Origin of the sequence: Natrarchaeobius chitinivorans (genome assembly GCF_003841505.1) — an archaeon.
GTDB classification, from domain to species: Archaea; Halobacteriota; Halobacteria; order Halobacteriales; family Natrialbaceae; genus Natrarchaeobius; species Natrarchaeobius chitinivorans.
Genome location: NZ_REGA01000001.1, coordinates 351,612 through 374,231, shown reverse-complemented (window position 1 = coordinate 374,231; position 22,620 = coordinate 351,612). Strand labels below are relative to the sequence as shown.

At 63.4% G+C, this 22,620-nt stretch carries 20 protein-coding genes; 11 read left to right on the top strand and 9 right to left on the bottom strand.

The features are described 5' to 3' along the window. Window positions 1–344 precede the first annotated feature (344 nt). The 3 genes from EA473_RS01785 to EA473_RS01775 all read right to left on the bottom strand — a co-directional run bounded on the left by EA473_RS01785 (window position 345) and on the right by EA473_RS01775 (window position 3,361). Entirely contained in the window at window positions 345–1,553 is a 1,209-nt protein-coding gene (locus EA473_RS01785) for a hypothetical protein (RefSeq protein WP_124193942.1), read from the bottom strand. 235 nt (window positions 1,554–1,788) lie between these two features. Then, complete coding sequence (locus tag EA473_RS01780; protein ID WP_124193941.1) at window positions 1,789–2,793, bottom strand: RAD55 family ATPase; 1,005 nt, start codon at window positions 2,791–2,793, stop codon at window positions 1,789–1,791. Between the two features lie 202 nt (window positions 2,794–2,995). Then, complete coding sequence (locus tag EA473_RS01775) at window positions 2,996–3,361, bottom strand: hypothetical protein (RefSeq protein WP_124193940.1); 366 nt, start codon at window positions 3,359–3,361, stop codon at window positions 2,996–2,998. Between the two features lie 443 nt (window positions 3,362–3,804). Here EA473_RS01775 and EA473_RS01770 point away from each other — a divergent pair, with 443 nt between their 5' ends. The 4 genes from EA473_RS01770 to EA473_RS01755 are packed head-to-tail and all read left to right on the top strand — an operon-like array spanning window position 3,805 to window position 7,425. After that, complete coding sequence (locus EA473_RS01770; RefSeq protein ID WP_165875175.1) at window positions 3,805–4,782, top strand: PstS family phosphate ABC transporter substrate-binding protein; 978 nt, start codon at window positions 3,805–3,807, stop codon at window positions 4,780–4,782. 8 nt (window positions 4,783–4,790) lie between these two features. Next, entirely contained in the window at window positions 4,791–5,732 is a 942-nt protein-coding gene (gene pstC / locus EA473_RS01765) for a phosphate ABC transporter permease subunit PstC (RefSeq protein ID WP_124193939.1), read from the top strand. Continuing rightward, window positions 5,732–6,592: a PstA family ABC transporter permease gene (locus EA473_RS01760; protein ID WP_124193938.1), complete on the top strand. Its 861-nt coding sequence runs from the start codon at window positions 5,732–5,734 to the stop codon at window positions 6,590–6,592. The genes pstC and EA473_RS01760 overlap by 1 nt, the downstream gene beginning before the upstream one ends. Then, window positions 6,589–7,425, top strand: coding sequence for a phosphate ABC transporter ATP-binding protein (locus EA473_RS01755; protein ID WP_124193937.1), 837 nt, complete (start codon window positions 6,589–6,591; stop codon window positions 7,423–7,425). Before EA473_RS01760 ends, EA473_RS01755 begins: the two co-directional genes overlap by 4 nt. A gap of 115 nt (window positions 7,426–7,540) precedes the next feature. Here the strand turns inward: EA473_RS01755 and EA473_RS01750 are convergent, their stop codons facing one another. Then, window positions 7,541–8,968 (bottom strand): hypothetical protein, encoded by a 1,428-nt coding sequence (locus EA473_RS01750; protein WP_124193936.1) that lies wholly within the window; start codon window positions 8,966–8,968, stop codon window positions 7,541–7,543. Window positions 8,969–9,205: 237 nt separating this feature from the next. Here EA473_RS01750 and trpB point away from each other — a divergent pair, with 237 nt between their 5' ends. Next, window positions 9,206–10,357, top strand: a complete 1,152-nt coding sequence (gene trpB, locus EA473_RS01745) for a tryptophan synthase subunit beta (RefSeq protein WP_124193935.1) — start codon at window positions 9,206–9,208, stop codon at window positions 10,355–10,357. Between the two features lie 126 nt (window positions 10,358–10,483). Here trpB and EA473_RS01740 read toward each other — a convergent pair whose 3' ends face one another. From EA473_RS01740 to EA473_RS01730, 3 genes are all read right to left on the bottom strand, one after another. Next, on the bottom strand, window positions 10,484–10,891 hold the full coding sequence (locus tag EA473_RS01740; RefSeq protein WP_124193934.1) for an HIT family protein: 408 nt from the start codon (window positions 10,889–10,891) through the stop codon (window positions 10,484–10,486). 83 nt (window positions 10,892–10,974) lie between these two features. After that, window positions 10,975–12,036, bottom strand: a complete 1,062-nt coding sequence (locus EA473_RS01735) for a glycosyltransferase (RefSeq protein WP_124193933.1) — start codon at window positions 12,034–12,036, stop codon at window positions 10,975–10,977. A gap of 240 nt (window positions 12,037–12,276) precedes the next feature. Continuing rightward, complete coding sequence (locus EA473_RS01730) at window positions 12,277–13,158, bottom strand: hypothetical protein (protein ID WP_124193932.1); 882 nt, start codon at window positions 13,156–13,158, stop codon at window positions 12,277–12,279. 648 nt (window positions 13,159–13,806) lie between these two features. Between EA473_RS01730 and EA473_RS01725 the strand changes: the two genes are divergently transcribed. Both EA473_RS01725 and EA473_RS01720 read left to right on the top strand, forming a co-directional pair. Continuing rightward, window positions 13,807–15,621: a S9 family peptidase gene (locus EA473_RS01725; RefSeq protein ID WP_124193931.1), complete on the top strand. Its 1,815-nt coding sequence runs from the start codon at window positions 13,807–13,809 to the stop codon at window positions 15,619–15,621. Between the two features lie 25 nt (window positions 15,622–15,646). Continuing rightward, window positions 15,647–16,672: a lysylphosphatidylglycerol synthase transmembrane domain-containing protein gene (locus tag EA473_RS01720; protein ID WP_124193930.1), complete on the top strand. Its 1,026-nt coding sequence runs from the start codon at window positions 15,647–15,649 to the stop codon at window positions 16,670–16,672. Window positions 16,673–16,714: 42 nt separating this feature from the next. Here EA473_RS01720 and EA473_RS01715 read toward each other — a convergent pair whose 3' ends face one another. Both EA473_RS01715 and EA473_RS01710 read right to left on the bottom strand, forming a co-directional pair. Further along, window positions 16,715–17,776: an NAD(P)-dependent glycerol-1-phosphate dehydrogenase gene (locus EA473_RS01715; protein WP_124193929.1), complete on the bottom strand. Its 1,062-nt coding sequence runs from the start codon at window positions 17,774–17,776 to the stop codon at window positions 16,715–16,717. 195 nt (window positions 17,777–17,971) lie between these two features. Continuing rightward, the gene (locus EA473_RS01710) at window positions 17,972–19,657 is read right to left on the bottom strand and encodes an NADH-quinone oxidoreductase subunit D (RefSeq protein ID WP_124193928.1); all 1,686 of its coding nucleotides are present in this window, start codon (window positions 19,655–19,657) and stop codon (window positions 17,972–17,974) included. Between the two features lie 206 nt (window positions 19,658–19,863). On the opposite strand from EA473_RS01710, the gene EA473_RS01705 reads away from it, so the two are divergent. From EA473_RS01705 to EA473_RS01695, 4 genes are read left to right on the top strand one after another with little or no spacing between them, the layout of a single operon-like run. Continuing rightward, entirely contained in the window at window positions 19,864–20,823 is a 960-nt protein-coding gene (locus tag EA473_RS01705; protein ID WP_124193927.1) for an ABC transporter ATP-binding protein, read from the top strand. Beyond that, complete coding sequence (locus tag EA473_RS01700) at window positions 20,820–21,602, top strand: ABC transporter permease subunit (RefSeq protein WP_124193926.1); 783 nt, start codon at window positions 20,820–20,822, stop codon at window positions 21,600–21,602. The genes EA473_RS01705 and EA473_RS01700 overlap by 4 nt, the downstream gene beginning before the upstream one ends. Before the next feature lies 1 nt (window position 21,603). Then, a complete protein-coding gene (locus tag EA473_RS22970) occupies window positions 21,604–21,732 on the top strand; it encodes a hypothetical protein (protein ID WP_279387606.1) in 129 nt (42 codons plus the stop codon). Further along, on the top strand, window positions 21,729–22,511 hold the full coding sequence (locus EA473_RS01695) for an ABC transporter permease (protein WP_124193925.1): 783 nt from the start codon (window positions 21,729–21,731) through the stop codon (window positions 22,509–22,511). The genes EA473_RS22970 and EA473_RS01695 overlap by 4 nt, the downstream gene beginning before the upstream one ends. Window positions 22,512–22,620: the final 109 nt, after the last annotated feature.

Here is a 22,620-nt window from a genome sequence, read left to right as displayed (position 1 = left end):
TCTTTACCGGTCGATCGCAGGCCGGTGGGCGATCGACCGGCAATCGGTCATAGCAAACCGTATGATACGGTTTACTGCCACTGTGTACCGGCGCACCCGTCGCCCGGGTCACGGGTGCGCTGGGGATGATTTACAGTAAACCGTATGATACCGGCGGACCACTTGGACCCCTCGAGTACCGACAGCCGACGGCCAGTCACCAACGACTGAAGTCGCGGGCTTCCTCCTCGTATCCCTGTCCGTCGGCTCGATCGTCGATTAGTAGTGGTCGTGGCGGACGTCGTCGTCTCGCCGACGTTCTTCGCCGGCGTAGTCGTCTCGGTCGTGAACGTGGCGTCGGTTGCTCATCTCCTCGTCGCTCTCTCGATCCCTGCCCGTGTCGGGTCGTCGTCCGGCGCGATCGTCTCCTTCGGTCCAGTCACCATGTTCGGCCCGGCGCTCGCCCTGGTGGTGTCTCTGTCCGCCGCCGTGGCGCTCGCCTCGAGCGTAGTCCTCTCGACGACCGCGTTGGGACCGGTCGTCCTGTCGCCGTCGATCCTGTCCTCGCTGCTGCCGACCCTGTCCTCGTTGCTGCTGGTCCAAGCCTCGTTGTTGTGGATCCTGGCCTCGCTGCTGTCGTCCTCGTTCCTGGCGACCGCGTTGCTCTCCTTCGTGCGATCCTCGTCGACTCTGGCCGTGGTCCTGATACCCCTGACTCCGCTGGTGACGGCCGTATGGCGGTTGTCCCTGTTCGAATCCCTCGAACTTCCCTCTATCGTGCCCCTGGTCTCGAGGCTGGCTGCGAAACTGCTGGCCGTGCTGAGGATCTTCTCGGTGTTGGCCGCGTCCTTCCCGTCGCCGTTGTCCTTGCCCCTCTCGTTGCCCTCGTTCGCGCACTTCGCGGTGATTTCCGCCTCGTTGCTGATGTCCGCGTTCACCTCGCGGCTGCTGTCCGCGTTCACCTCGTTGCTGCCGTCCGCGTTCACCTCGCGGCTGCTGTCCGCGTTCGCCTCGTTGCTGCCGTCCGTGGTGTTCGGATTCGCCTCGAGTCCGTCGCTGTTGGCCTCCTCGATCGCCCTGTTGTTGGCGGCGTTCCGATTGTCCCCCCTCTCGTCGATCCCATCCCTGTTCGTCTCGCCGTCCCTGCCCCCGTCGTTTGCCCCGCATCTGCTCGTCTCGGTGCTCCTGGCGGTACTGATCGGACTCTTCGGGTCGGACTCCCGCGTCGAACTGGTCGCGTCGTCCGGCCGTTTCGTACTGCGGCGAGTCGACGTGTCGTTCCCCGCCGCGTTCCTGTCTATCGTGTCCGCCGCGGTGTCGGTCCTGCGAACTCGTCTCGCGGGACTGATGAGGCCGTTCCTGTCGGTGTTCCTGGGATCGTCGACCGCGCTCCTCTCGGAATTGCTGCCCGCTGTCGTCTCGCGGTCTGTCCTGTCGAGCTTCCCCGCCGTACTCGAGGTTTGCCATCTCTCGAGCGTCGGTCTCGAACCCGCTTCGTTGCCGGTCCTGGTCGCGTCGCTCGGAACCGGCTTCCCGTCGCTCTCGGCTCTGTCTCCCGTCGAAACCGCTTTCACCGCGACGTTCCTGTCGATGCTGGTCTTCAGACGGGCCTCGATGTCGCCCGTCGCGTTCCCCGCCGGACGTCTGACGTTCGGTTCTCCGTTCGTGCCTCCGCCGGTTTTCGTTTCTGTCAGTCATAGTAAGGTCGTCCGCTGTAGTAGGCGCTCGAATCGCTGCGAGGCGGCCTATGCCAAACGGATAGTTAAATCCAGAGCGTGAGTGAGCGTGCTCGGTAGCCGAGAGCCGCACCTACCGTCGGCTTCCGTATTGGGACGGTTCGCCATCGACAACGGGTGTCCGTGCGGTATCCGCTGGCGGTACCGATGCGATCAGCCCGCGGGCCGGTTCGTACTCGACGGTGATCCACTGTGGCAGAAATCGGGCCCCGATCAGTTTCCGAACAGCAAGCTGTGAGAGACGCGCCTCCGGCTCGAGGTGATCCGCCAGACGGAGGTCGACGATGCCGTCGACGACGTATTCGTCGTCCGGCACGCTCTCGTTGCCCGTCGCCGATACGCCGGCGAAGATCGGGACGTACCGGGCCTTGCAGACGGTCGCCCGGACGTCTTTGAGGAAGTTGTGGACTAACTGGTCCTGGACGAGCGCGTCGAGTTCGTCGAGCGAGTCGATCACCACGAGTCCCGTCTCGGTCATCTCGAGATCCTCGAGCGTCCCGAGCAGCGTGTTCGCAACTTCCCTGACGTCGCCCGGATCGCTCACGTCGACGATGGCGTCTCCGGCGGCGTCAGAGACGAACTCGGTCCACTCGTTTCGCGCCTCGAGAAAGCCCTCGCGGTCGGCGAGTCTGTGAGTGAAACAGTCGAGAATCCGAACCCGCCCGTCTTCGAGGGCAGGAACGACGTTCCAGTCGTTCTCGAAGAAGCGCTCGAGCGTCGCCGTCGGCGGATTGGCGTAGGAGACGACGGCGATGGACTCACCGCGCTCGAGGGCACGCCAGGCGAGTTCGGTCAGCAACTCGCTCCGTCGAGTCCCTTCCTCGCCGGAGACGAGCACGAACGCGTCCGCGGGCATTCCGTTCGGAACGAGCGAATCGATCGGTTCGACACCCGACGGGACGCGTTTGTACCCCTCGAGATCGGACAGCGTCGAACCGCTCTCCGTGGCTTCAGTACAGCTGGTCGAACAGAACCGGCCGCCGTCGGTCGATATCGGTTCGTCCGGGATCGGGTAGCCACAGTGATCGCACCGAAGTGGGTGGTGGTCGGTCCGACCAGTCGTCTGGTGCCCAGACATATCCGACGATTCTACGGATGGAGAAAAAGAACCCTATTTGCATTCGACGAGACAGTTCATCGGGGAGGCAGGTCGAGATCGGACACGCAGTTGTCCGGGGGCTGATACCGATTGGTGTACCTGTGTACCTGAGACCGCGGGACGGCGCCCGGTCGCTCCGGTAACGACGTACAGTAAGCCGTATGACGTCAGACGGTCCGGATCAGGTGTCGAGGTTCCCCTTCGCGTCCCAGATTGACGTCACCACGTCCACGAACACCGACGCTCGGAGCGGATACCCGTCCCCGTCGGTTTCCTCGAGCGAACAGGCCTCGACGTTCGCGACGAACTCCTCGGTGTACGCCCAGTCGACGAGCGTTTCCCGCACGTCGAACGTGATCGTATCGTCCTCGTCGGTTGCCAGCCAGGCGGCGCCACTCTGCTGGGGTTCGTACTCGATCGTGTACGTCTCGCCGCCGAACAGTTCGATCACCGTCTCCATCGATCCAATCTCGAGTCGCTCGTCGTCGCCTTCCAGATACAGCCACCCGTCGTCCACTGTGGCTCCATAACGCGGCGATTCCGTCATCGGTTCACACTTTTGATCCGGCACAGATATAGTTGACTTCCGGGCCTCGCCTCGAGATGGCGGATTCGCTGTGGCCCAGCCGGGACCGGCGAGGAACCCGCGACGAATTCGAGAGAGTAAACACCGTTGTAGGTAGTGGCAATATTCACCACTCCGGGCGTGAATAGTTTCCTGGCGGAAACTGACGCGTCGATCGGAATACTCTCAGTGAGGGATCACGGTAAACAGTTATTGCGATCGAACCCCCGAGTTCGGACTCCTACTAGTTCGTAACATCGCCCGTCGATGGACCGGCGTTTCACTCGAGACTGTTCGTTCGACGATCGAACGGGGAAAGAGAATTACAAACATGCGCTCGCAACAATTGCCTCATTTGGATTGAATAGCGAAGGATTGCTGGCTGACGAGCGGTTACAACGGTCCGGTTTCTAAAGCAGTTACTGATGGAATTGAACTGTTCGCGTCGCGACGTATTGGGCCTCGTAGGGACTGGTTCTGCGCTCTCTCTGGCCGGCTGTACTGGCGGTTCTGGCGGCAGTAGCACGGTTCGGATCTCCGGCGGCGTCGGCCCGCTGCCGATGGTCGAAGTGTGGGCGGATATGTACGAGGATCGATCGGACGTCGCATTCGACATCTCCGGCGGCGGAACTGGCGTCGGCGTTTCGGACGTCCTCAACGATCAGGTCGACATCGCGATGATGGGGCGAGAGCCCGAACCGGAGGAGATCGATCAGGGACTGTTCGCGGTTCCGATGCTGATCGACACCGTCGTCGCGACGGTCAACGTCGACAACCCGGTCCTCGAGGACCTCCAGGAAAACGGCCTAACTCGCGAGGATCTCGAGGCGATCTTCCTCGACGAGATCACGAACTGGGGCGACGTCGTCGACGCGGACGTCGACGAAGAGATCACCGTCTACGGCCGTTCGGACGCCTCCGCGGCGTACAAACAGTGGGGTGACTTCCTCGCGGGCGAGGGCGACGCGCACACGGAAAACGAACTCGAGGGGCTGGCGGACGCCAATCACAACGGCGACCAGCAGGTCGCCGAGGCCGTCGGATCCAACGAGAACGCCATCTCGCTGAACAACATCAACTACGTCTACGACCTCTCGAGCGGCGAACTCGAGGGCGACATTCGACCGGTGCCACTCGACGTCGACGGAACCGGCCTCTCGGCGGACGAGGACTTCTACGAGACGCGTGAGGAGTTCCTCGCCGCGGTCGAGGACGGAATATACCCCGCGCCGCCGGCCCGGGAGATGTTCCTGGCATCGAACGGACCGTTCGACGAGGATTCCCACGAGTTCGTCGACTGGGTACTCACGGACGGCCAGGAACACGTCCGGGAGAACGGCTACGTCCCGCTCGACGGTGAGACACTCGAACAAGCACAGGATGATCTGGCCGAAGGGCCCTGACCGAAGCGATGGGTGAATCGATGGAATCGCAGGAGTCAAACGCTCGAGGCGGCCGCCTCGGCCGCAGACTGCGGATCGAACGGCTGAGTAGCTACTGGCTCGGTGGAGCCGGATACTTCGCGATCGGGTTGTTCGTCCTGATCGTGATGTCGCTCGTCTACCAGTCGCTGCCGCTTCTCTCTGAGTACTCCGTCGTACAGATGTTGACGTCGTCGAACTGGGATCCTGCACAGAACGAGTTCGGCTTCATGCCGGCGATCGTCGGGACGATCTACGTGACCGCCCTCTCGATGCTCATGGGAACGCCGATCGCGATCCTCGCGGCGATCTACCTCGCCGAGTACGCAGAGGGGCGACTGAAGACGCTCGTCTCGTCGTTTATCGACGTGCTGGCGGCGATCCCCAGCGTCATCTTCGGGCTGGTCGCGCTGATCGTCGTCGTCCCCTTCGTCGGTAATTATCTGGCACCCGCAGTCGGCTCGAGCGCGACCGGCCTCGGGATCTTCACCGTCAGTCTCGTGATGGCGATCGTCGTCACGCCGTTTATGATCTCCCTGTCGGTCGAATCGCTCGAGGCGCTGCCGGACGAACTGCGCGAGACGTCCCTCGGCGTCGGTGCGACGAAGTGGGAGACGATCAAACTCGTCCTGTTGCGTGCCGCGGGTCCGGGTATCTTCTCGGCGATTTTGCTCGGATTCGGTCGCGTCTTCGGAGCGACGATCGTGCCGGCGATGTTGATCGGCGGCCAGACTCACGTTCCGAGTTCGCCGTTCGCGACGGGACAGACGCTGCCGACGCTGATCGTCAACGACTTCGGCGAACTGATGTCGCTGCCGCTGACACAGTCGGCGCTGATCTTCGTCGGACTCATGCTGGTCGTCGTCGTCTGGCTGTTCAACTTCGCGGCGATGCTCGTTCGCCGCCGGCTCCAGCGGAGGTGGCAGTACTGATGGATCGCTACACTGAACAGCGGCTCTTCGGCGCGCTCGCCCGCGCCTCCGCCGCGCTCGTCGTCGCCGTGATGGTGCTCGTCGTCGCGGTGACGATCGTCAGGGGCGGGATCGTCTTCCTCACCGATCCGGCGATCGCGATCACGCCACCTGGGTCCCGATACATGTTGGAGGGCGACGGCGGCTTCCTCCACGCGGTCCTCGGAAGTATCTTCATCGTCGGGCCGGCCACGGTCGTCTCGATGATCCTCGCCGTCTCGACGGCGATCTACCTCCAGAGCGACTACTCGAGCGAACGGTTCTCGGAGGTCGTGAACATGTTCCTGAACGTGCTCTGGGGGACGCCACCGATCGTCTATGGAGTGTTCGTCCTCACGGTGATCATCGCGATCGGTGCCCGGACGAGTCTCTTCTTCGGGATCGTCGCCATCGCGATCTTCCAGTATCCGATCATGACACGGTACACCGACGAGGCGCTCCGATCCGCGCCCGACACGGTCAAGGAGGCGACCTACGGGCTCGGCGCGACCCGGTTCGAAACCGCACTGATGACACTCCGAGCGGCGTTGCCGGGCATCATCGCGGGGATCATCATGGGCTTCGCCCGAGGCGTCGGCGACGCCGCGACGGTCCTGTTTACCGCCGGCCGGAGCACCAACATGCCGGGCGGGCCGTTCGAACCGGCGACGACGCTCCCCGTGCTCATCTTCGATCAGGCGATGTCGTTCAACGCCGAGGTGCGCTCGCACGCGTACGCGGCGTCGTTCGTCCTCATCATCGTCGTGCTGGGCCTGATCGTCGTCTCGAAACTGCTCGCCGGACGCTACGCACGATACACACCAGGAGGTCGACACTCATGACGAACGCTGCACTCACAACGGAGAATCTCGCCGTAACGTACACCGGAAACCGCGAAGTCGAGGCCGTCAAAGGCGTCAGCCTCGAGTTCCCCGAGAACGAACTGACGGCTATCATCGGCCCCTCTGGCTGTGGGAAGTCGACGCTGCTGAAGTCGTTGAATCGGCTTCACGAGATCCAGCCGAACGTCGAGATCACCGGCGACGTCACGCTCGGCGGTCGGTCGGTCTACGACACCGACGAACCCGTCCCGGAACTTCGCAAACGGATCGGATACGTCCCACAGAAACCGACGGCGTTGCCGCTGTCGATCTACGAAAACGTCGCCTACGGGCTGCGGATCCACGGCGAGTGTGAGTCGAAAGCCGAACTCGACGATCGAGTCGAGAGCTACCTGCGAAAGGTCAACCTCTGGGAGGAGGTCGAAGACCGCCTCGACACTCCCGGCGCGGAACTGTCGACCGGGCAGATCCAGCGGCTCTGTCTCGCCCGTTCGCTCGCCGTCGAACCGGACGTGTTGCTGTGTGACGAGGTCACATCCGCACTCGATCCCATCTCAGCCGACCAGGTCGAGAAGACCCTCGAGTCGCTCAAAGCGGAGTACACCATCGTCGCGGTGACTCACAGTATGGATCAGGCGAAGCGACTCGCCGACGAAGTGGTCTTTCTCTATCTCGGGGAACTCGTCGAGGCCAACGACGTCCGGTCGTTCTTCGAGAATCCACAGAACGAACGGACGCGCGAGTTCGTCGACGGATCCCGGCCGGTCGAGGACGACGACGATTCGAATTCTGATTCGGAACCGACGACGGCGTCCGTTTCGCCCGGTCGGTAGGCATCCGTTCGGGCTTTATTCCGCAGTTGACCGTTTCGCCCGGTCGGTAGACCACCGTTTCGCCCGGTCGGTAGACCACCGTTCGACCCCTATTCCGTGGACTCTCCGGAGGATTTTACCCGGTAGACGTCTCGTCCCACTCGAGCCCGTACTCGTCGGCGACCGCTTTCGCGATCGCATCGAATCGGTCGAACGGGAGCGGCGGAAAGTGTGAGTGGCGTGCGTCGATCTCGTCGGGCAAATCCCGGTGGTAGCGGACGTGGGTCTCGACGTCGTACGGGAACTCCCGCGCGTCGACGCCAACGAACCCGTGACCGTCTCGAGCACGGGAGAGGGCGTCCCGCCAGCGATCGATCGACGCCAATCCGGCGGATTCGATACCGTGGGAGAACAGCGTCGCGCGTATCTCGTCGTACGGCTCCGTTTCGTCGAGATAGCGCTCGAGGAACTCGACGTCCGACTCGGTGTTAAACGCCGCCCAGTACGGGACGGAGCCGGTCCGTATCGTCCACCACGGCTCGACCAGCGCGAACGACTGGACGAACAGGCGGTCGACCGACCGACCGCGCTCGGCATACCGTTCCCGGTACCGATCCGCGACGAACGGGCTCAGGTCCCGCGGATCGTCGAATCCCAGCCGGCGGACGTCGTATCCCCGCTCGTCCGCGAACCGGTCGATATCCGCTCGAAGGGCCGGTTCGAACCCCCACTCTGCCTCGGGAATCCGTCCGTCCGGTTCGGGCGAATCCCACTCCCGGATGCCCGCGTTCTGGCGTTCGAGGAAGTCCGCGACCGCTTCGTTCCCGTCGTAGTACGCCTCGGGTTCGAGTCCGCCGAGGCCGCCGACCTGAAAGCTGTGGCGCTCCCCCAGGTCGATCGCCGGCCACTCGTACTCACACTCGAGGGAGACGATCGTTCCGCCAGGTTCGAGCACCGTCTCGAGGAACGACTCGTACGCTTCGCCCAGCGTTCGGGACTTCGTCCGGAAGTACGCCAGCTTCCTGACCATCACCCGATCCTGGTTGGGATCGTGCATCTGGTGGAGCGAGATGTCGGGATTGGCCTCGAGAAACGGTCCCGCGTGGTCGATCCCCCAGCGGGCGTCCTCACGGATGTCGTCGGGACCGACGTCCCGCCGAATGGGGACGAGAAACGTCTGCGGGAGCCACGGCACGCCGAGCAGCGCGGAGAGATACACTGCGGCACCGTTGCTCGAGCCGACGATTACGGCGGGATACCCCCGCTCCGGATACTGGTCGACGACCCACTCGCGGAACCGTTCGACGTCGACGTCCGCGAGTTCGTCGGGGGAGATACCCTCGTTCGCCCCGCCCTGGGCGTATATCGACGTTCGCACGCCTCGAGGGAGGTGATTGAGCCGCGCGCCGAGAGGTACCAGTCGCGGATGGATCATCCCCAGCGCCGGAAACTGTTCACCGTGGAGGTATCGCGACGCCGCCCTGACGAACACGGTCGTCGAGTCGAAGTTCGGCATGGCCGGCGGCGTCGATCGCTCGCCCGCGAGGAGACTCGAAATCCTCATTTCGGTCCCCGGAAGACAGCAGTGGTCGACATCGATCACTCAGCCACGACTGCGTACCACGCACGGTCGGATAATACTGGTCCCCACTCGCGGCCGGAGACGACGGTCTCCCCGCCGATCGCACCCTTCACCGTCTCCGGTAGCGACGCCCAGCGTCTCGCGACCGGAGTCGACGATCGGTCCCCGACCGTGTCTCACAGAACATACTTTACCCTGAAGGCGAAACCCAACGCGCATATGTCCAACGGAGAGTTCGAAGGATACGGTGGGAGACACGTTCCGGAGCCCCTCGAGGAACCTCTCGAGCAACTCGCGACCGCCTACGACGACGTCGCCGCGACCGACGAGTTCGAGACGGCGTTTCGGGACCTGCTCGAGGAGTTCGCCGGCCGGCCGACGCCGCTGTATCACGCGAGCAACCTGAGCGAGCGCTACGGAGCCGACATCTACCTCAAACGCGAGGACCTGCTCCACGGCGGCGCACACAAGATCAACAACTGCCTCGGGCAGGCGCTGCTCGCGAAACGGGCGGGGCGAAACCGCCTCATCGCGGAGACGGGCGCGGGCCAGCACGGCACCGCGACCGCGATGGTCGGCGCGTTACTCGGCCTCGAGACCGAGATCTACATGGGGAAAAAAGACGTCGAACGCCAGGAGATGAACGTCTTCCGGATGCGCCTGATGGGTGCCGACGTCAACGAGGTGACCCGCGGCGGCGAGGGCCTCGCGGACGCCGTCGACGCGGCGCTCGAGGACTTCGCCCAGAACGTCGACGACACGCACTACCTCGTTGGAAGCGTCGTCGGCCCCGATCCGTTCCCCCGAATGGTCCGTGACTTCCAGTCGGTCATCGGCCGGGAGGCCCGGGACCAGATCCTCGAGCGAACGGGCGAGTTGCCCGACGCGGCCGTCGCCTGCGTCGGCGGCGGCTCGAACGCGATCGGCCTCTTTCACGCCTTCCGCGACGACGACGTCGCCTTTTTCGGCGCGGAGGGAGGCGGCGAAGGGGCCGAATCGACCCGCCACGCCGCGCCGCTCGCGAGCGGTACCGACGACGTCATCCACGGCATGAAGACCCGGGTCATCGACGAGGACGTCGACGTCCACTCGGTGTCGGCCGGACTCGACTACCCAGGCGTCGGCCCCGAACACGCCATGTTCCGCGCCGTCGGCCGCTGTGAGTACGCGGGAATCACGGACGAGGAAGCGCTCGCGGCGTTTCGCGAACTGAGCGAGACCGAAGGGATCATTCCGGCCCTCGAGTCCAGCCACGCCATCGCTCGAGCGATCCAGCTCGCCGAGGACGGCGAACACGACACCATTCTCGTGAACCTCTCCGGGCGAGGAGACAAGGACATGGAGACCGCTGCGTCGAAATTCGATCTTTGACACGCTCCGCCTGAGCGAGCACCGGCGACGCTACGCTCTGCGGATTACGTCCGCACTCGAGAACGACTGGCCACGAGAGTCCCGTCTCCGTGACCACGGGTCCGGGCCGCGTTCATCGACCGTGGCTCAAAACTGCGTTCGCACCCGAGAGACGATCTCCGTACGGTCTTCGGGATCGAGACGGTCCCGCGACAGCGACAGTGACACGTCGTCACCCTCGAATCGAGGTACCAGGTGGACGTGTGCGTGGTCGACGGTACCGACCAGGGGACCGCTGGTGTGAAAGAGGCTAAATCCGTCGGGCTCGAGTGCGTCCTCGAGGGCCGCCGAAACGGTTCGAACCGTTCGAAACACCGCTTCCGTCGTCGACGCGTCGCTGGTCAGCAGTTCCTCCTCGTGGACGCGGGGAACGATCAGGCTGTGTCCGGTTGCGGCCGGTCTGCGGTCGAGAAACGCCACCGTTTGCTCGTCTTCGTAGAGGACGTGTTCCCGTTCGTCGGCGGCAACGATTCGACAGAACTCACACTCTTCCATACCCGAACGTTCTCGGGAGCCGATAATAAGTACCCCCGGTGGACGCGCCGACGGCGGCGTTCGGGTCGGAATCCGCGAGTCCCCTACAGAAACCCCGAGGAATCCTGCAGCGCGCGGTAGGCCGTCAGATAGCGGTCGCGTATTCGATCCCTATCGTACTCCGTAAACGTCTCGTCGAAGTCGCGGCGCTCGAGGTCGCCGGCGTCGAGGATAGCGTCGGCCAGCTCCTCCTCGCTCGTGGTTCGAAAGCCCCGGTCCCATCCTTCGACGAGTTCGTGGGCGCTCGATTCGGCGTGGTACTCGACGATACCGATACAACCCGACGCCAGCGCCCACAGCATCTCCGTCGGAAACACGCAGTGTTCGGCGGTCTGAGCGAAAACGTGCGCACCGCGGTAGGCGGCGATTCGCTCCTCGCGGGGGACGGTTCCGGCGAACGTGACGCGATCGTCGATCCGGAGGTCGCTCGCGAGCCGTTCGTACACCGGTCGCTCGGGACCGTCGCCGATGACCGTCGCCTGCCAGTCCCGATCACGAAGTTCGGCCAGTCCGAGAAACAGGCTCTCGAGGTTCGCGTCCGCGTCTAGCTGGCGGGCGTAGATCACGTCGACGGAATCGTCGGGCGACACACTCCGGATGCGATCGACGTCGATCGGATCGGGGACGACGTCTACCACCCTGCTTCCGACGCCGAGTTCGCGGATCCAGGTGGCGACGAGGTGAGAGGGTGCGACGATCCGATCGGCCCACCGGGCGGCCCGGCGGTTCCACCAGGTGTCCTCGATGCCACCTTCGCCGTGCCACTCGAGAAATACCGGGGCCCTCGCGAGTGTTGCGCCCACACTCGCCGAGATCACCTGTTCCGGTGGGAAAGCCCCCGTGTGGACGACGTCGGGGGAAAACGACAAAATCGCACGCGGCAGTCGAGCGAGAAACGACGTCTTCGCCTCGAGATTCGGAACCACGCCGTGGTAGGTAATCTCGTCTCGTTCGAACGTGTCGACGTCCCCTTCCCAGAACCGGGCACAGAACAGGTGAATCTCGTGGCCCTGCTCCCGGAGTAACTCGGCAACCGTCTGTAACCGCCGGTTCGTCTCTGAGTCTCGGTGGTGTACGGTTTCGAACGAGACGAACGCGACGCGCATATGCGACCGGGACGCAACGATGGGATAAAAAGTCACTTCTTTCGGTCAGTTCACCCCAGCCTCGGCCGAGAAAAACCGGATAGCGAGGCTGAGGCGGACTGTTTTCCGGGACAACCCTGGCCCGGCCCCGGTTGGGTCGGCGAACGGTGTGTAACTCGTTTCGGTTGTTGCTATTCCATCCTCGTCGTTTTGTAGCCGTCGTCAGCCGCGTTCACGTTCTCGAGAGCGATATCTTGCCACCTAGTCGTGCTTTTCCGGTTTATCAGGATCGGACGGTTGATTCACGAGTGCGTCCCCCGGGAGTTTGTCGATAATGATCTTCTCGTCAGGTTCGTCTTTCTCGTGCTTCTCTGGTTTTTCGTCAGGTTCGTCTTTCTCGTACTTCTCTGGTTTTTCGGGATCGAGCGGTTGATTCACGAGCGCTTTCCCGGGTAGCTTATCGAGAATAGTTTTCTCGTCGTCTCTATCCACTTTCTTTTCACCATCCACGACTTTTTCGTCGGTCTCGAGTTCGAGTGAGATGACCGTGGTCACAACTTTCTCGTCGGTTTTGTCGTCGTGGACGACGTCGTCGGCGATACCGAGGGTGAGCACGACGTCTTCCGACTCATCGCCACACTCGAGGGTCACCTCGGTGTGATCGATCGAGACGTCCTCACCGTCTCCCGTGGCGGTGAGTTCGTACGTTCCGTCCGTGAGCCCGCCGATCGTCACGTTCTCGTTAGCCGGCAGTTCCGCCGTCAGATTGAACGTGGTCGTCTCTGTTCGCTCGTCTGTGTCGTCGAACTCGACGACACGATCGGTTTGTACCGCGGTCTCGAACGTTCCGTCGCTGTGAATCTCGAGCGAGGAGTGATCACCGGCCCAGTTGATCGCGAGCTCGATGGGGACGTCGTTTGGATTTTCGATCGAGAGGAGATTCGTGCTGTCCTCGCAGTCGGTCGTCACGACGAGCTCGTCGTGGTCCGTCGTCCGGTGTTCCGATGCCCCGACCAACGCACCTGTGGCCGAGATCGTGAGTCCGAATGCCACGCCGATCGTTACGAGTGCAAGTACCCACTTTTTCCCCGGTATTAGGCTCTCTGTACCCCGATCCCTGTCTGCTGATCTGGTGTCTCTCATGGCTCATCCCGCGGAGAACTTCCACGTGACCATTCCCCTTTGTTATGACAGCCACACAGTCCCAGTCGATACCGGTCTATCCCGCTCGAGACACGGCTTCATATCTTCGTTCATTTCTCCCATAACTTTGAGAATAAAGGTCGTGTTGGCCCGATGTAACGGTACTACCATCGATTCTCGACAGGTTATTGCCCCGACTAGTCCGGGAAATCACTGCTAGGAGGGGCGACTGGCCGGCCGCTTGACTCCGGTCGTACGACACGCTGATTCGATCGACTCACATCGGTTATTACTTCGACTGTTCTTCATTTGAAACGAACGAGACTCCATCAGTTTCTCGAGGGTCACCGCCGACCGTCGATCACGAACTTTGGGCCGATCGCGAGCGGTATTCTGTCCTTCCGAAAAACGGTAATGTGGTCGAGAACGCCGGTATTCCGGGGTGACCGCTGTGATACCTTCATCGTCGTCCAGGCATTCACCGTCCGCTGTCGTCGCTTGCAATTCATCGCTGATCACACCGAATTCTCGACGGGCCGAACGACGCGCCCGTTCGACGAACGTCGACGGTAGTCGGCGACCGGCAGCCGTTCGATCGATTCAAACGAAACCCAAACGCCTACCGCCGTCGGCCGTGTGCCCTCCCGCATGGCCAGCTACGATATCGAACGCTATCTCAACGTTCGAAGCGCGTACGGCGTGTCGTTCGGTCCCGAGGGGGAACGGCTCTCGTTTCTGATGGATACGACCGGAACGTCACAGATCTGGACGCTCGAGGCGCCCCGGGAGTGGCCCGAACAACGGACGTTCTTCGACGAACGGGTGACGTTCGCCTCGTGGTCACCCGAACGGCCGGAGTTGATCTTCGGTATGGACGAGGGCGGAAACGAACGGGCACAACTGTTCAGACTGGACGCCGAAACGGGTTCGATCGAGAATCTGACCGCGATGCCCGACGCCAAACACCGGTGGGGCGGCTTCAGTCACGACGGCGATCGATTCGCGTTCACGTCGAACCGGCGCGAGGAGGCAGTTTTCGACGTTTACGTCCAGCACCGCGACGAAACCGGCGACGACGCCCGCCTGGTGTACGAGGGCGACGGCTGGCTCTCGCTGTCGGGGTGGAGCCCCGACGACTCGCGGCTGCTCGTCTCGCAGGCGTACTCGAACTTCGATCAGGACCTGTCCGTTCTCGACCTCGAGTCCGGAGAGATGGACCACCTCACGCCACACGAGGGCGACGTCCGATATCAGAGCGCGAGCTGGGCACCGGACGGCGAGGGCGTCTACCTGATCACCGACGAGGGGGAGGCTGACACGCTCTATCTCGCCTATCTCGACCTCGAGACCGGCGAACTCGAGACCGTCGTGGACGGGTCGGGGTGGAACGTCGATGGAATCGCGCTGGACGACGAAACCGGCCGGTTCGTCTACTCGCGAAACGTCGAGGGGTACACCGAGTTGGCCGTCGGCGAGTTCGACGGGGAGGAGCCGACCGAGTTCGAGACGTTTCCCGAGCCGGACCTGCCGGGCGGCGTCGCCGGCGGCGTGAGTTTCGGTCCCGACGCCGAACGGTTCGCGCTGTCGACCAGCGGCGACACGGTCAACACGAACGTCTTCGTCATGGACGTGGAAACGGGCGAGACCGAGCGGTGGACCGCCGCGCCGACGGCGGGCATTCCCCGGGAGACGTTCGACGAGTCCGAACTGGTCCACGTCGAGAGCTTCGACGGGCTCGAGATTCCCGGATTCGTTACGTTCCCTGACGACGTCGAGGAAGGCGAGACGCCGGTGATCGTCGACATCCACGGCGGTCCGGAGAGCCAGCGCAGGCCATCGTTCTCGAGCGTCAAACAGTACTTCCTCGATCGGGGGTACGCGTACTTCGAACCGAACGTCCGTGGTTCAGCGGGGTATGGCAGCGAGTACGCCGCTCTGGACGACGTCGAAAAGCGGATGGACTCGGTCGCCGATATCGAGGCGTGCGTTGAGTGGCTTCGGGACCATCCGGCCGTCGACCCGGACCGTATCGCCGCCAAGGGCGGTTCGTACGGCGGATTTATGGTACTCGCCGCGCTCACCGAGTACCCGGACCTGTGGGCCGCCGGCATCGACGTGGTCGGGATCGCGAACTTCGTCACTTTCCTCGAGAACACCGGCGACTGGCGACGCGAGTTGCGCGAGGCGGAGTACGGCAGCCTCGAGGACGACCGGGAGTTCCTCGAAGAGATCTCCCCGACGAACAACATCGAGACCATCGACGCGCCGCTTTTCGTCCTTCACGGCGAGAACGACCCGCGGGTTCCAGTCGGCGAGGCCGAACAGATCGCGGATCACGCGGCGGAACAGGGCGTTTCGGTCCAGAAGTTGATCTTCGAGGACGAGGGTCACGGCTTCTCGAAACTCGAGAACCGGATCGAAGCCTACTCCGCGATCGCTGCGTTCCTCGACGAACACGTTTAACCCGGTGATTGTCTTACCGGTCAGTATGCGCTGGCGACGAGCCGTCGGAGGGCTCGCGGTCGCGGTCGCAGTCGTCGCCTTGCTCGCCTTCAGCGTCGGCTGGAACGAGGTTCTCCAGAACGTTCGCGCGGCAAACCCGGTCGCGCTCGCCGTCGCGGTCGGTCTCGGACTCGTGATGCTCGCTCTTCGCGGAGTGCTCATGCGACAGTTGCTCGAGCCGGTCGACGGTGGCGCTCGCGGCGTCGCGTTCGTCTCGGCGTTCCTTTCGGGGTACTTCGCCAGGAGCGCCCTTCCCTGGGGGCGGTCGACGGGAACGCCGATCACGGCGTATCTGCTCTCGAGGAACTCCGAATCGGAGTTCGAGGACAATCTGGCGGCGGTCGCCGCGACGGAGGGGTTCAACCTGATCGGAAGTCTGATCGTCGCCGTCGTCGGCTTCGTGAGCTACGTCGCGCTGACCGGACGGACGCTTGACACCGTCTCGGGCAGCGTCGCGATCGCTGGCGGCGGCGGACTCGTGGCGGCAAGCGTGGTCGCGATCGTCTTCCATCGCGGGGTCGCACGATCCGCGTCGATCCGGGTCGCCGCGTACCTCGAATCCGCGGCCGGCAAACTCCCGCGGATCGACGGTACTCGAGGCGTCCTCACCGGCCGTATCGACGGTTTCTTCCGAACGCTCGAGACGATTCAGGCGTCCCGGCGAACGCTTTCGATCGCGTTGGCGATCACGACGATCGGCTGGATGTTCAACGCGCTCCCGCTTTACGTCAGTCTGCTCGCACTCGGGGTCGACGTCCCCCTCGCACTGGCGTTCGTCTGCGCGCCGCTCGCGTCGTTCGGCGGCGTCGTCCCCCTCCCCGGCGGAAGCGGCGGGATCGAGGTCGTCCTCGCGAGCCTACTCGTCGCGACGGCTGGCGTCTCCGCCGGCGTCGCGACGGCCGCGGCGATCCTTTACCGGCTTACGACCTACTGGACGCACCTCGCGATCGCCGGCTGTGCAGCCGCCGTCTCCGTCGCGGGGACTCGACGGGCGCTGGATCGAGGCGGGTGACTATCCGGTCCGGATTAGCCGATGACGCCGACCCGGTCCGGGTCAGCCGATGACGCCGGTCTTCGTCGCGACGTCTCGAGCCGCGCGTTCGTTCATTCCGTCACCGAGGATCGTGTAGCGGTCCCGGATCTCGTGACAGGTCGTCAGCGCCTCGATAACGGTTTCGTCGTCGATCCCGAGTTCCGCGGCGGTCGTCGGGGCGTCGATGCTGTCGAGGGCGTCGCGGATGTCCCGCCAGAAGCCGCGTTCGCCGCCGTGGAGGTAGGCGGTCATGATCGATCCGACGCCGACCTGGTGGCCGTGCAACGCCGCGTCCGGGGCGAGTCGATCGAGCTGGTGAGAGAAGAGGTGTTCCGCGCCGCTTGCGGGACGCGAGGAGCCGGCGATGCTCATCGCGACCCCCGAGGAAACCAGGGCTTTGGTGACGATCCACGCCGACTCCTCGAGACCGGGGCGGACGAGGTCGGCGTTGTCCACGAGGATTTCGGCGGTCATCTCCGAAAGTGCGGCGGCGTACTCGGAGTACTCGACGTCCTTGAGCCGTTTCGCGAGCCGCCAGTCCATCACGGCCGTGTAGTTCGAGATGATGTCGGCACAGCCGGCTGTCGTCAACTCCCAGGGCGCGTCGGCCAGAATCTCCGTATCCGCAACGACGCCCAGCGGCGGTTCGGCGGCCACGCTGTGGCGAGTGTCGCCGTCGGGAACGGAGCCCCGATTGCTGACGATTCCGTCGTGACTCGCCGCGGTCGGGACAGAGAGAAAGCCCATCTCGAGGTGTTCGCTGGCCATCTTCGCGATGTCGATCGCCTTTCCGCCGCCGACGCCAACGAGGTAGGAGACGTCCTCGTCGTCGGCGGTTTCGATCACGCTCTCGACGGCGTCGAACGTCGCCGATTCGATCGTCACGACGGCGGGATCGACTCCCGAATCCTCGAAGTCGGCTGCGATGGAATCCGTGACGACCGCCCGCGGCGTCGGACTCGTCACGAGCAACGGCCGTCCGTGCAGGTGGATATCGTCGACGACGTCGACGACTGCCGACCGAACGCCGTGGCCGACGACGACGTTTCGCGGCAGACGAATCCACGTCGATTTCTCGAACATAGGTGTTCTGACTCACCCGTGGACCATACGTGTTTTTCCTCCCGGGCGAGACACGCCGACCGGACGAACAGTGCGACGCTCACAGTCACCCCTCTGATCGCACTCTCGGCGGCAGCCATCTCGACCGCCGGTCTCGACGACGGTCCTGCCTGGAAATGTCGCCGACGAAACCGTTTCGAGAGACGCGTTCGAATCCTACCGATCGACGCTTCCGAGGACGATGTCCAGACTGCCCAGCGAGGCGATCAGGTCGGGGACGTACTCCCCCTCGGCCATCTCGGGGAGCGCCGAGAGGTTGTGGAAACACGGGCTACGGATCTTGAACCGGGCCGGCGAGTTCGTGCCGTCCGAGCGAACGTAGATGCCGAGTTCGCCCTTGGCGGACTCGACTGCGCGGTAGGTTTCGACGTCCGCGTCCGGCTTTAGCGTTCGCGGGACGTTGCTCTGGACCGTCCGCTCGTCCTCGGGCCACTCCTCGATCAGGTCGAGGCACTGCTGGACGATCTTGGCTGACTCTTCGACCTCTTCCATCCGGACCAGAACCCGCGAGTGGTTGTCACAGCCGTCGCGTGTGATGACGTCCCAGTCAAGGTGTTCGTAGTAGCCGTAGGGATCGTCGCGCCGGAGGTCGTAGTCGACGCCCGAGCCGCGCGCGACCGGACCGGTACAGCCGTAGGACTTTGCGACCTCCGGCTCGAGAACTCCGGTGTCGACGGTCCGCATCCGGAAGATCTCGTTGCCGACGATGAGGTCGTTGTACTCGTCGATCTTCGCCGGGAGTTCGTCCAGAAAGTCCCGACACTTCTCGATGAATTCCTCGCGCGGTTGCGGGAGGTCCCAGCAAACCCCGCCGAGTCGGAAGTAGTAGAACATCATCCGCTGGCCCGTCAGGTCCTCGAGAATGTCCTGAATCACTTCCCGGTCGCGAAACGCGTACTGGAACGTCGCGGTAAACTCGCCGTAGACGTCGAGTGCGAACGTGCCGAGCGCGAGGAAGTGCCCGAGCATTCGGCCGAGTTCGGTCGCCATCGTCCGGAGGATCTGGGCGTACTCGGGAACCTCGATGTCGGCGATATCCTCGATGGCGCGGGCAACCGCCCACTCGTTCGGCAGGTTCGCCGTGTAATCCCATCGGTTGGAGTAGGGAATGATCTGGTGGCGATAGGTACCCTGCTGGCACATCTGCTCCTCACAGCGGTGGAGGTAGCCGATGTCCGGGTCTACGTCCGCGACGGTTTCACCGTCCAGCGTCGCCTTGAGGTGGAGCACGCCGTGCGTGGCGGGGTGGTGTGGACCGATGTTGAGCAACATCGTCTCGGATTCGGCGTCGTGACGGTCGTCCTGAAGCGGATTCGCGTGCTCGGCGTACCGGACCACCTGCGGTTTATCCTGATCGTACCCCAGCGAGAGGGGGTGGCCCTGCCACGACTCCGGGAGGAGAATCCGGCGCGGATCCGGATGACCTTCGTACTCGATACCCACGAGGTCGTACGCCTCGCGTTCGTGCCAGTCGGCCGTCCGAAACACCGGTTCGGCGGTTTGACAGACCGGATCGTCTTTCGGAAGCTGAACGACGAGCGACACCTCGTGCGTGCGCCGATCGAACTTCGTCAGGTGGAGGATCGACTCGTAGCGGTCTTCGTACTCCTGGGGCGTAATACACGAGAGGTGGTCGAATCCCGCATCGTCCCGAAGCAACTCCAGAACGTCCTGGACCTCGTCCGGGCGGATCACGAACGCCGGTGCGTTCTCGTGGTCGTCCCGGTCGATCACGTATCCCTCGAGGAGCGCCTCGAGTTTCGCTTCGTCGACGCCGTCGTCCCGTCGGTGGTCGTACTCGGGGTCGATGCGTCGTCGTTCGCGCTGTGGTGGTTCGCTCATTGACACCCCTTCAGTACGGACGATCGTCCGCTTCGAGACGCTACAAGTGACGGAGGGATGAACGTTTTTCCAGGTGCGAGAGAGAGTCTCGTCCCGGTGAAGATCGGCGGACGAGAGACGAGTGCCCGGGCGCCGTTCGAGCGTCTGCACTGGCGCATCGAATCGCCGGGCACACGTTTGAAGTAACGGTTTATCGTACTACACCCATGCCAGTCATCCGTATCGACGATCTCACCAAGCGATACGGGGATGTCGCCGCGAACGATCACGTCACGTTCGACGTCGAAGCCGGCGAAATATTCGGGTATCTCGGCCCGAACGGCGCTGGAAAGACGACGACGATACGTCTCTTGCTCGGTCTGATCAAGCCGACGTCCGGAACTGCCGAGGTGCTCGGTGCGGATATTCGCGACCGCCGCGCGCTCACCGAGGTCAAATCCGACGTGGGATACCTGCCGGATACGCTCGGGTTCGAAGAGCGACTGACCGGTCGACGGGTTCTCGATCACTTCGCCCGGATGCGCGGAGACGAACGGCGCGAAGAGTTACTGGAGCTGTTTCGTCCGCCGCTCGACAAACCGATCGAGACGTACTCGTCGGGAAACCGACGAATGCTGGGGATCGTTCAGGCGTTCATGCACGACCCACAGCTGGTCATCATGGACGAACCGACGTCCGGACTGGATCCGCTGAAACAGGATCGACTCCACCTGTTCCTCGAGAAAGAGCGCGACGCCGGGAAGACGATCTTCCTCTCCTCACACGTCCTCAGTGAAGTCCAGCGCGTCTGCGATCGAGTGGGGATTATCCGGGACGGCGAACTCGTCGCCCTAGAGGAGATCGAAACCCTGCTCGGCCGGAGCGGAAAGCGGGTGTGGGTTCACCTGGCTGAACCGGTCGACGAAGAGCGGTTTCGCACCGACGAGATGATCGACCTCGAGGTGACCGACGCCACGGTTCAGTTTACGTACACGGGGGAGGCGAAGACGCTGCTCGAGTACCTCGTCGGGTTCGACGTCGTCGACGTCGAAATCGGGGAACCGCAGTTGGACGACATCTTCAAACACTACTACGGTGACGACGCCACAGTCGACGAGGAATCCGCTGTGACGGGCAAGGACGCCGTTTCGACGGGCGAAGATCGGGTCAGGACGGGGGGAGGATGACCGCCATCCTTCGCAACGAGTCCGGGAAACTGATTCGTAGCTCGCTGTTGTTGACCGGACTGTTCGGCCTGATCTCGGTGTTTCTCTTCGCCGCGTTTCCGGGCTTTGCAGACCAGGCCGAGGTCGTCGAGGAGGCGTTCCCGCCGGTGCTCGCCGGACTGTTCGGTTTCGAAGAGCTTCACACGATCGAGGGATTCGTCGGCGGTTATCTGTTCCCGCTGCTCTGGATCCTCTTCGGCGGCATGTACTTCGCGTACGTCGCTGCCGGATTGATCGTCGGCGACGTTCGGACCCGAAAGATGGATCTCACGCTCTCGAACCCGGTCTCTCGGGAGTCGGTCGTCCTCCAGAAGGTCGCCGCCCTGTGGGTCCCACTGGTCGTGTTGAACGCCGGATTGATTCTCTTCGTCCTCGCAGGCGTGACCGTCCTGGGCGAATCGATCGATCCCATCGCCCTCGGAATGACGCACCTGCTTTCCGTCCCCTACCTGCTGGTCTGTGCCGGGATCGGACTCGTTCTCTCGGTCGTCCTCGATCGCGAGGAAACCGCACAGGCGACGGCACTGGGTCTGGTGTTCGTCCTCTGGCTGATCGACGGGCTCTCACATTTAGATCCCGCCCTCGAGTGGATCCGTGATCTGACGCCGAGTCGGTACTTCGATCCGACGGCGATTCTCGTCCACGAGGAGTACGCGCTCGCCGACGCCGGGATCCTGCTCGTGACGTTTCTCGCCCTCGTGGCTGTCGCCACCGTCATCTTCGTCCGGAGGGATATCTGACATGCAATCCGTCCGCCTCGCGTTCGCCACGCGGTCGATTCGCCGCTCTCTCGCCGAACGCAGCGACTGGAGGGGCGCGAGCGTCGGCCCTCGAGTACCGACGCCGGAAGCCCAGGGGGTGACAGTATGACGGCTATTCTCCGACTCGAGTCGAGAAAACGGCTGCGCGCCTCGATCGTACTGGTCGTCGTGTTCGTCCTGCTCTCGGCGCTTTACTTCTCGATGTTCCCCAGCGTCGAGGAGGAGATGGAGGAACTCGCGGATGCGTTTCCGGACTTTTTCTTCGAACTGTTCGGCATCGAGGCACTGCACACGATCGAGGGTTTCATCGCGGCGGAGATCTACTCGTTCTTCTGGGTCGTCCTCGTCGCCATCTACTTCGCGTACGTCGGCGCGGGCATGATTGCGAAAGACGTTCGGGAACGAAAGATGGATCTCACACTCTCGAACCCGGTTTCTCGCGAGTCGGTCGTCCTGCAGAAGGTCTCCGCCCTCTGGGTTCCGCTGGTCGTGTTGAACACGGCGGTCCCGCTCGTCGTCTACGTCGGCGCGCTCGTCATCGGCGAGTCGTTCGATCCCGTTTCGCTCGCGATGGTCCACCTCCTTTCGATTCCGTACTTGCTGGTCTGTGCCGGGATCGGCCTTCTGGTCTCCGTTCTCGTCGACCGACCGAGAAGCGCCAGAGCGACGGCCATCAGCCTGGTGTTCGTCCTCTGGCTCGTCGATGGCGTCTCGAGGCTCGATCCCGATTTCGAGTGGATCGGTGCGGTAACGCCGAGTCGGTACTACGACGAGACCGCGATCCTCGTCCACGAGGAGTACGCCCTCGCCGACGCCGGACTCCTGCTCGTGACGTTTCTCGTCCTCGTGGCCGTCGCCGCCCTCGTCTTCGCGCGGCGAGATATCTGATCGGTCGGATCCGTTTCGTCACGAGTCTGATCGTCCGAGGCCGTTTCGTCACGAGTCTGATCGTCCGAGTCTGTTTCGTCAGAGTTCGGTGGGCATCGTACGACCTCTT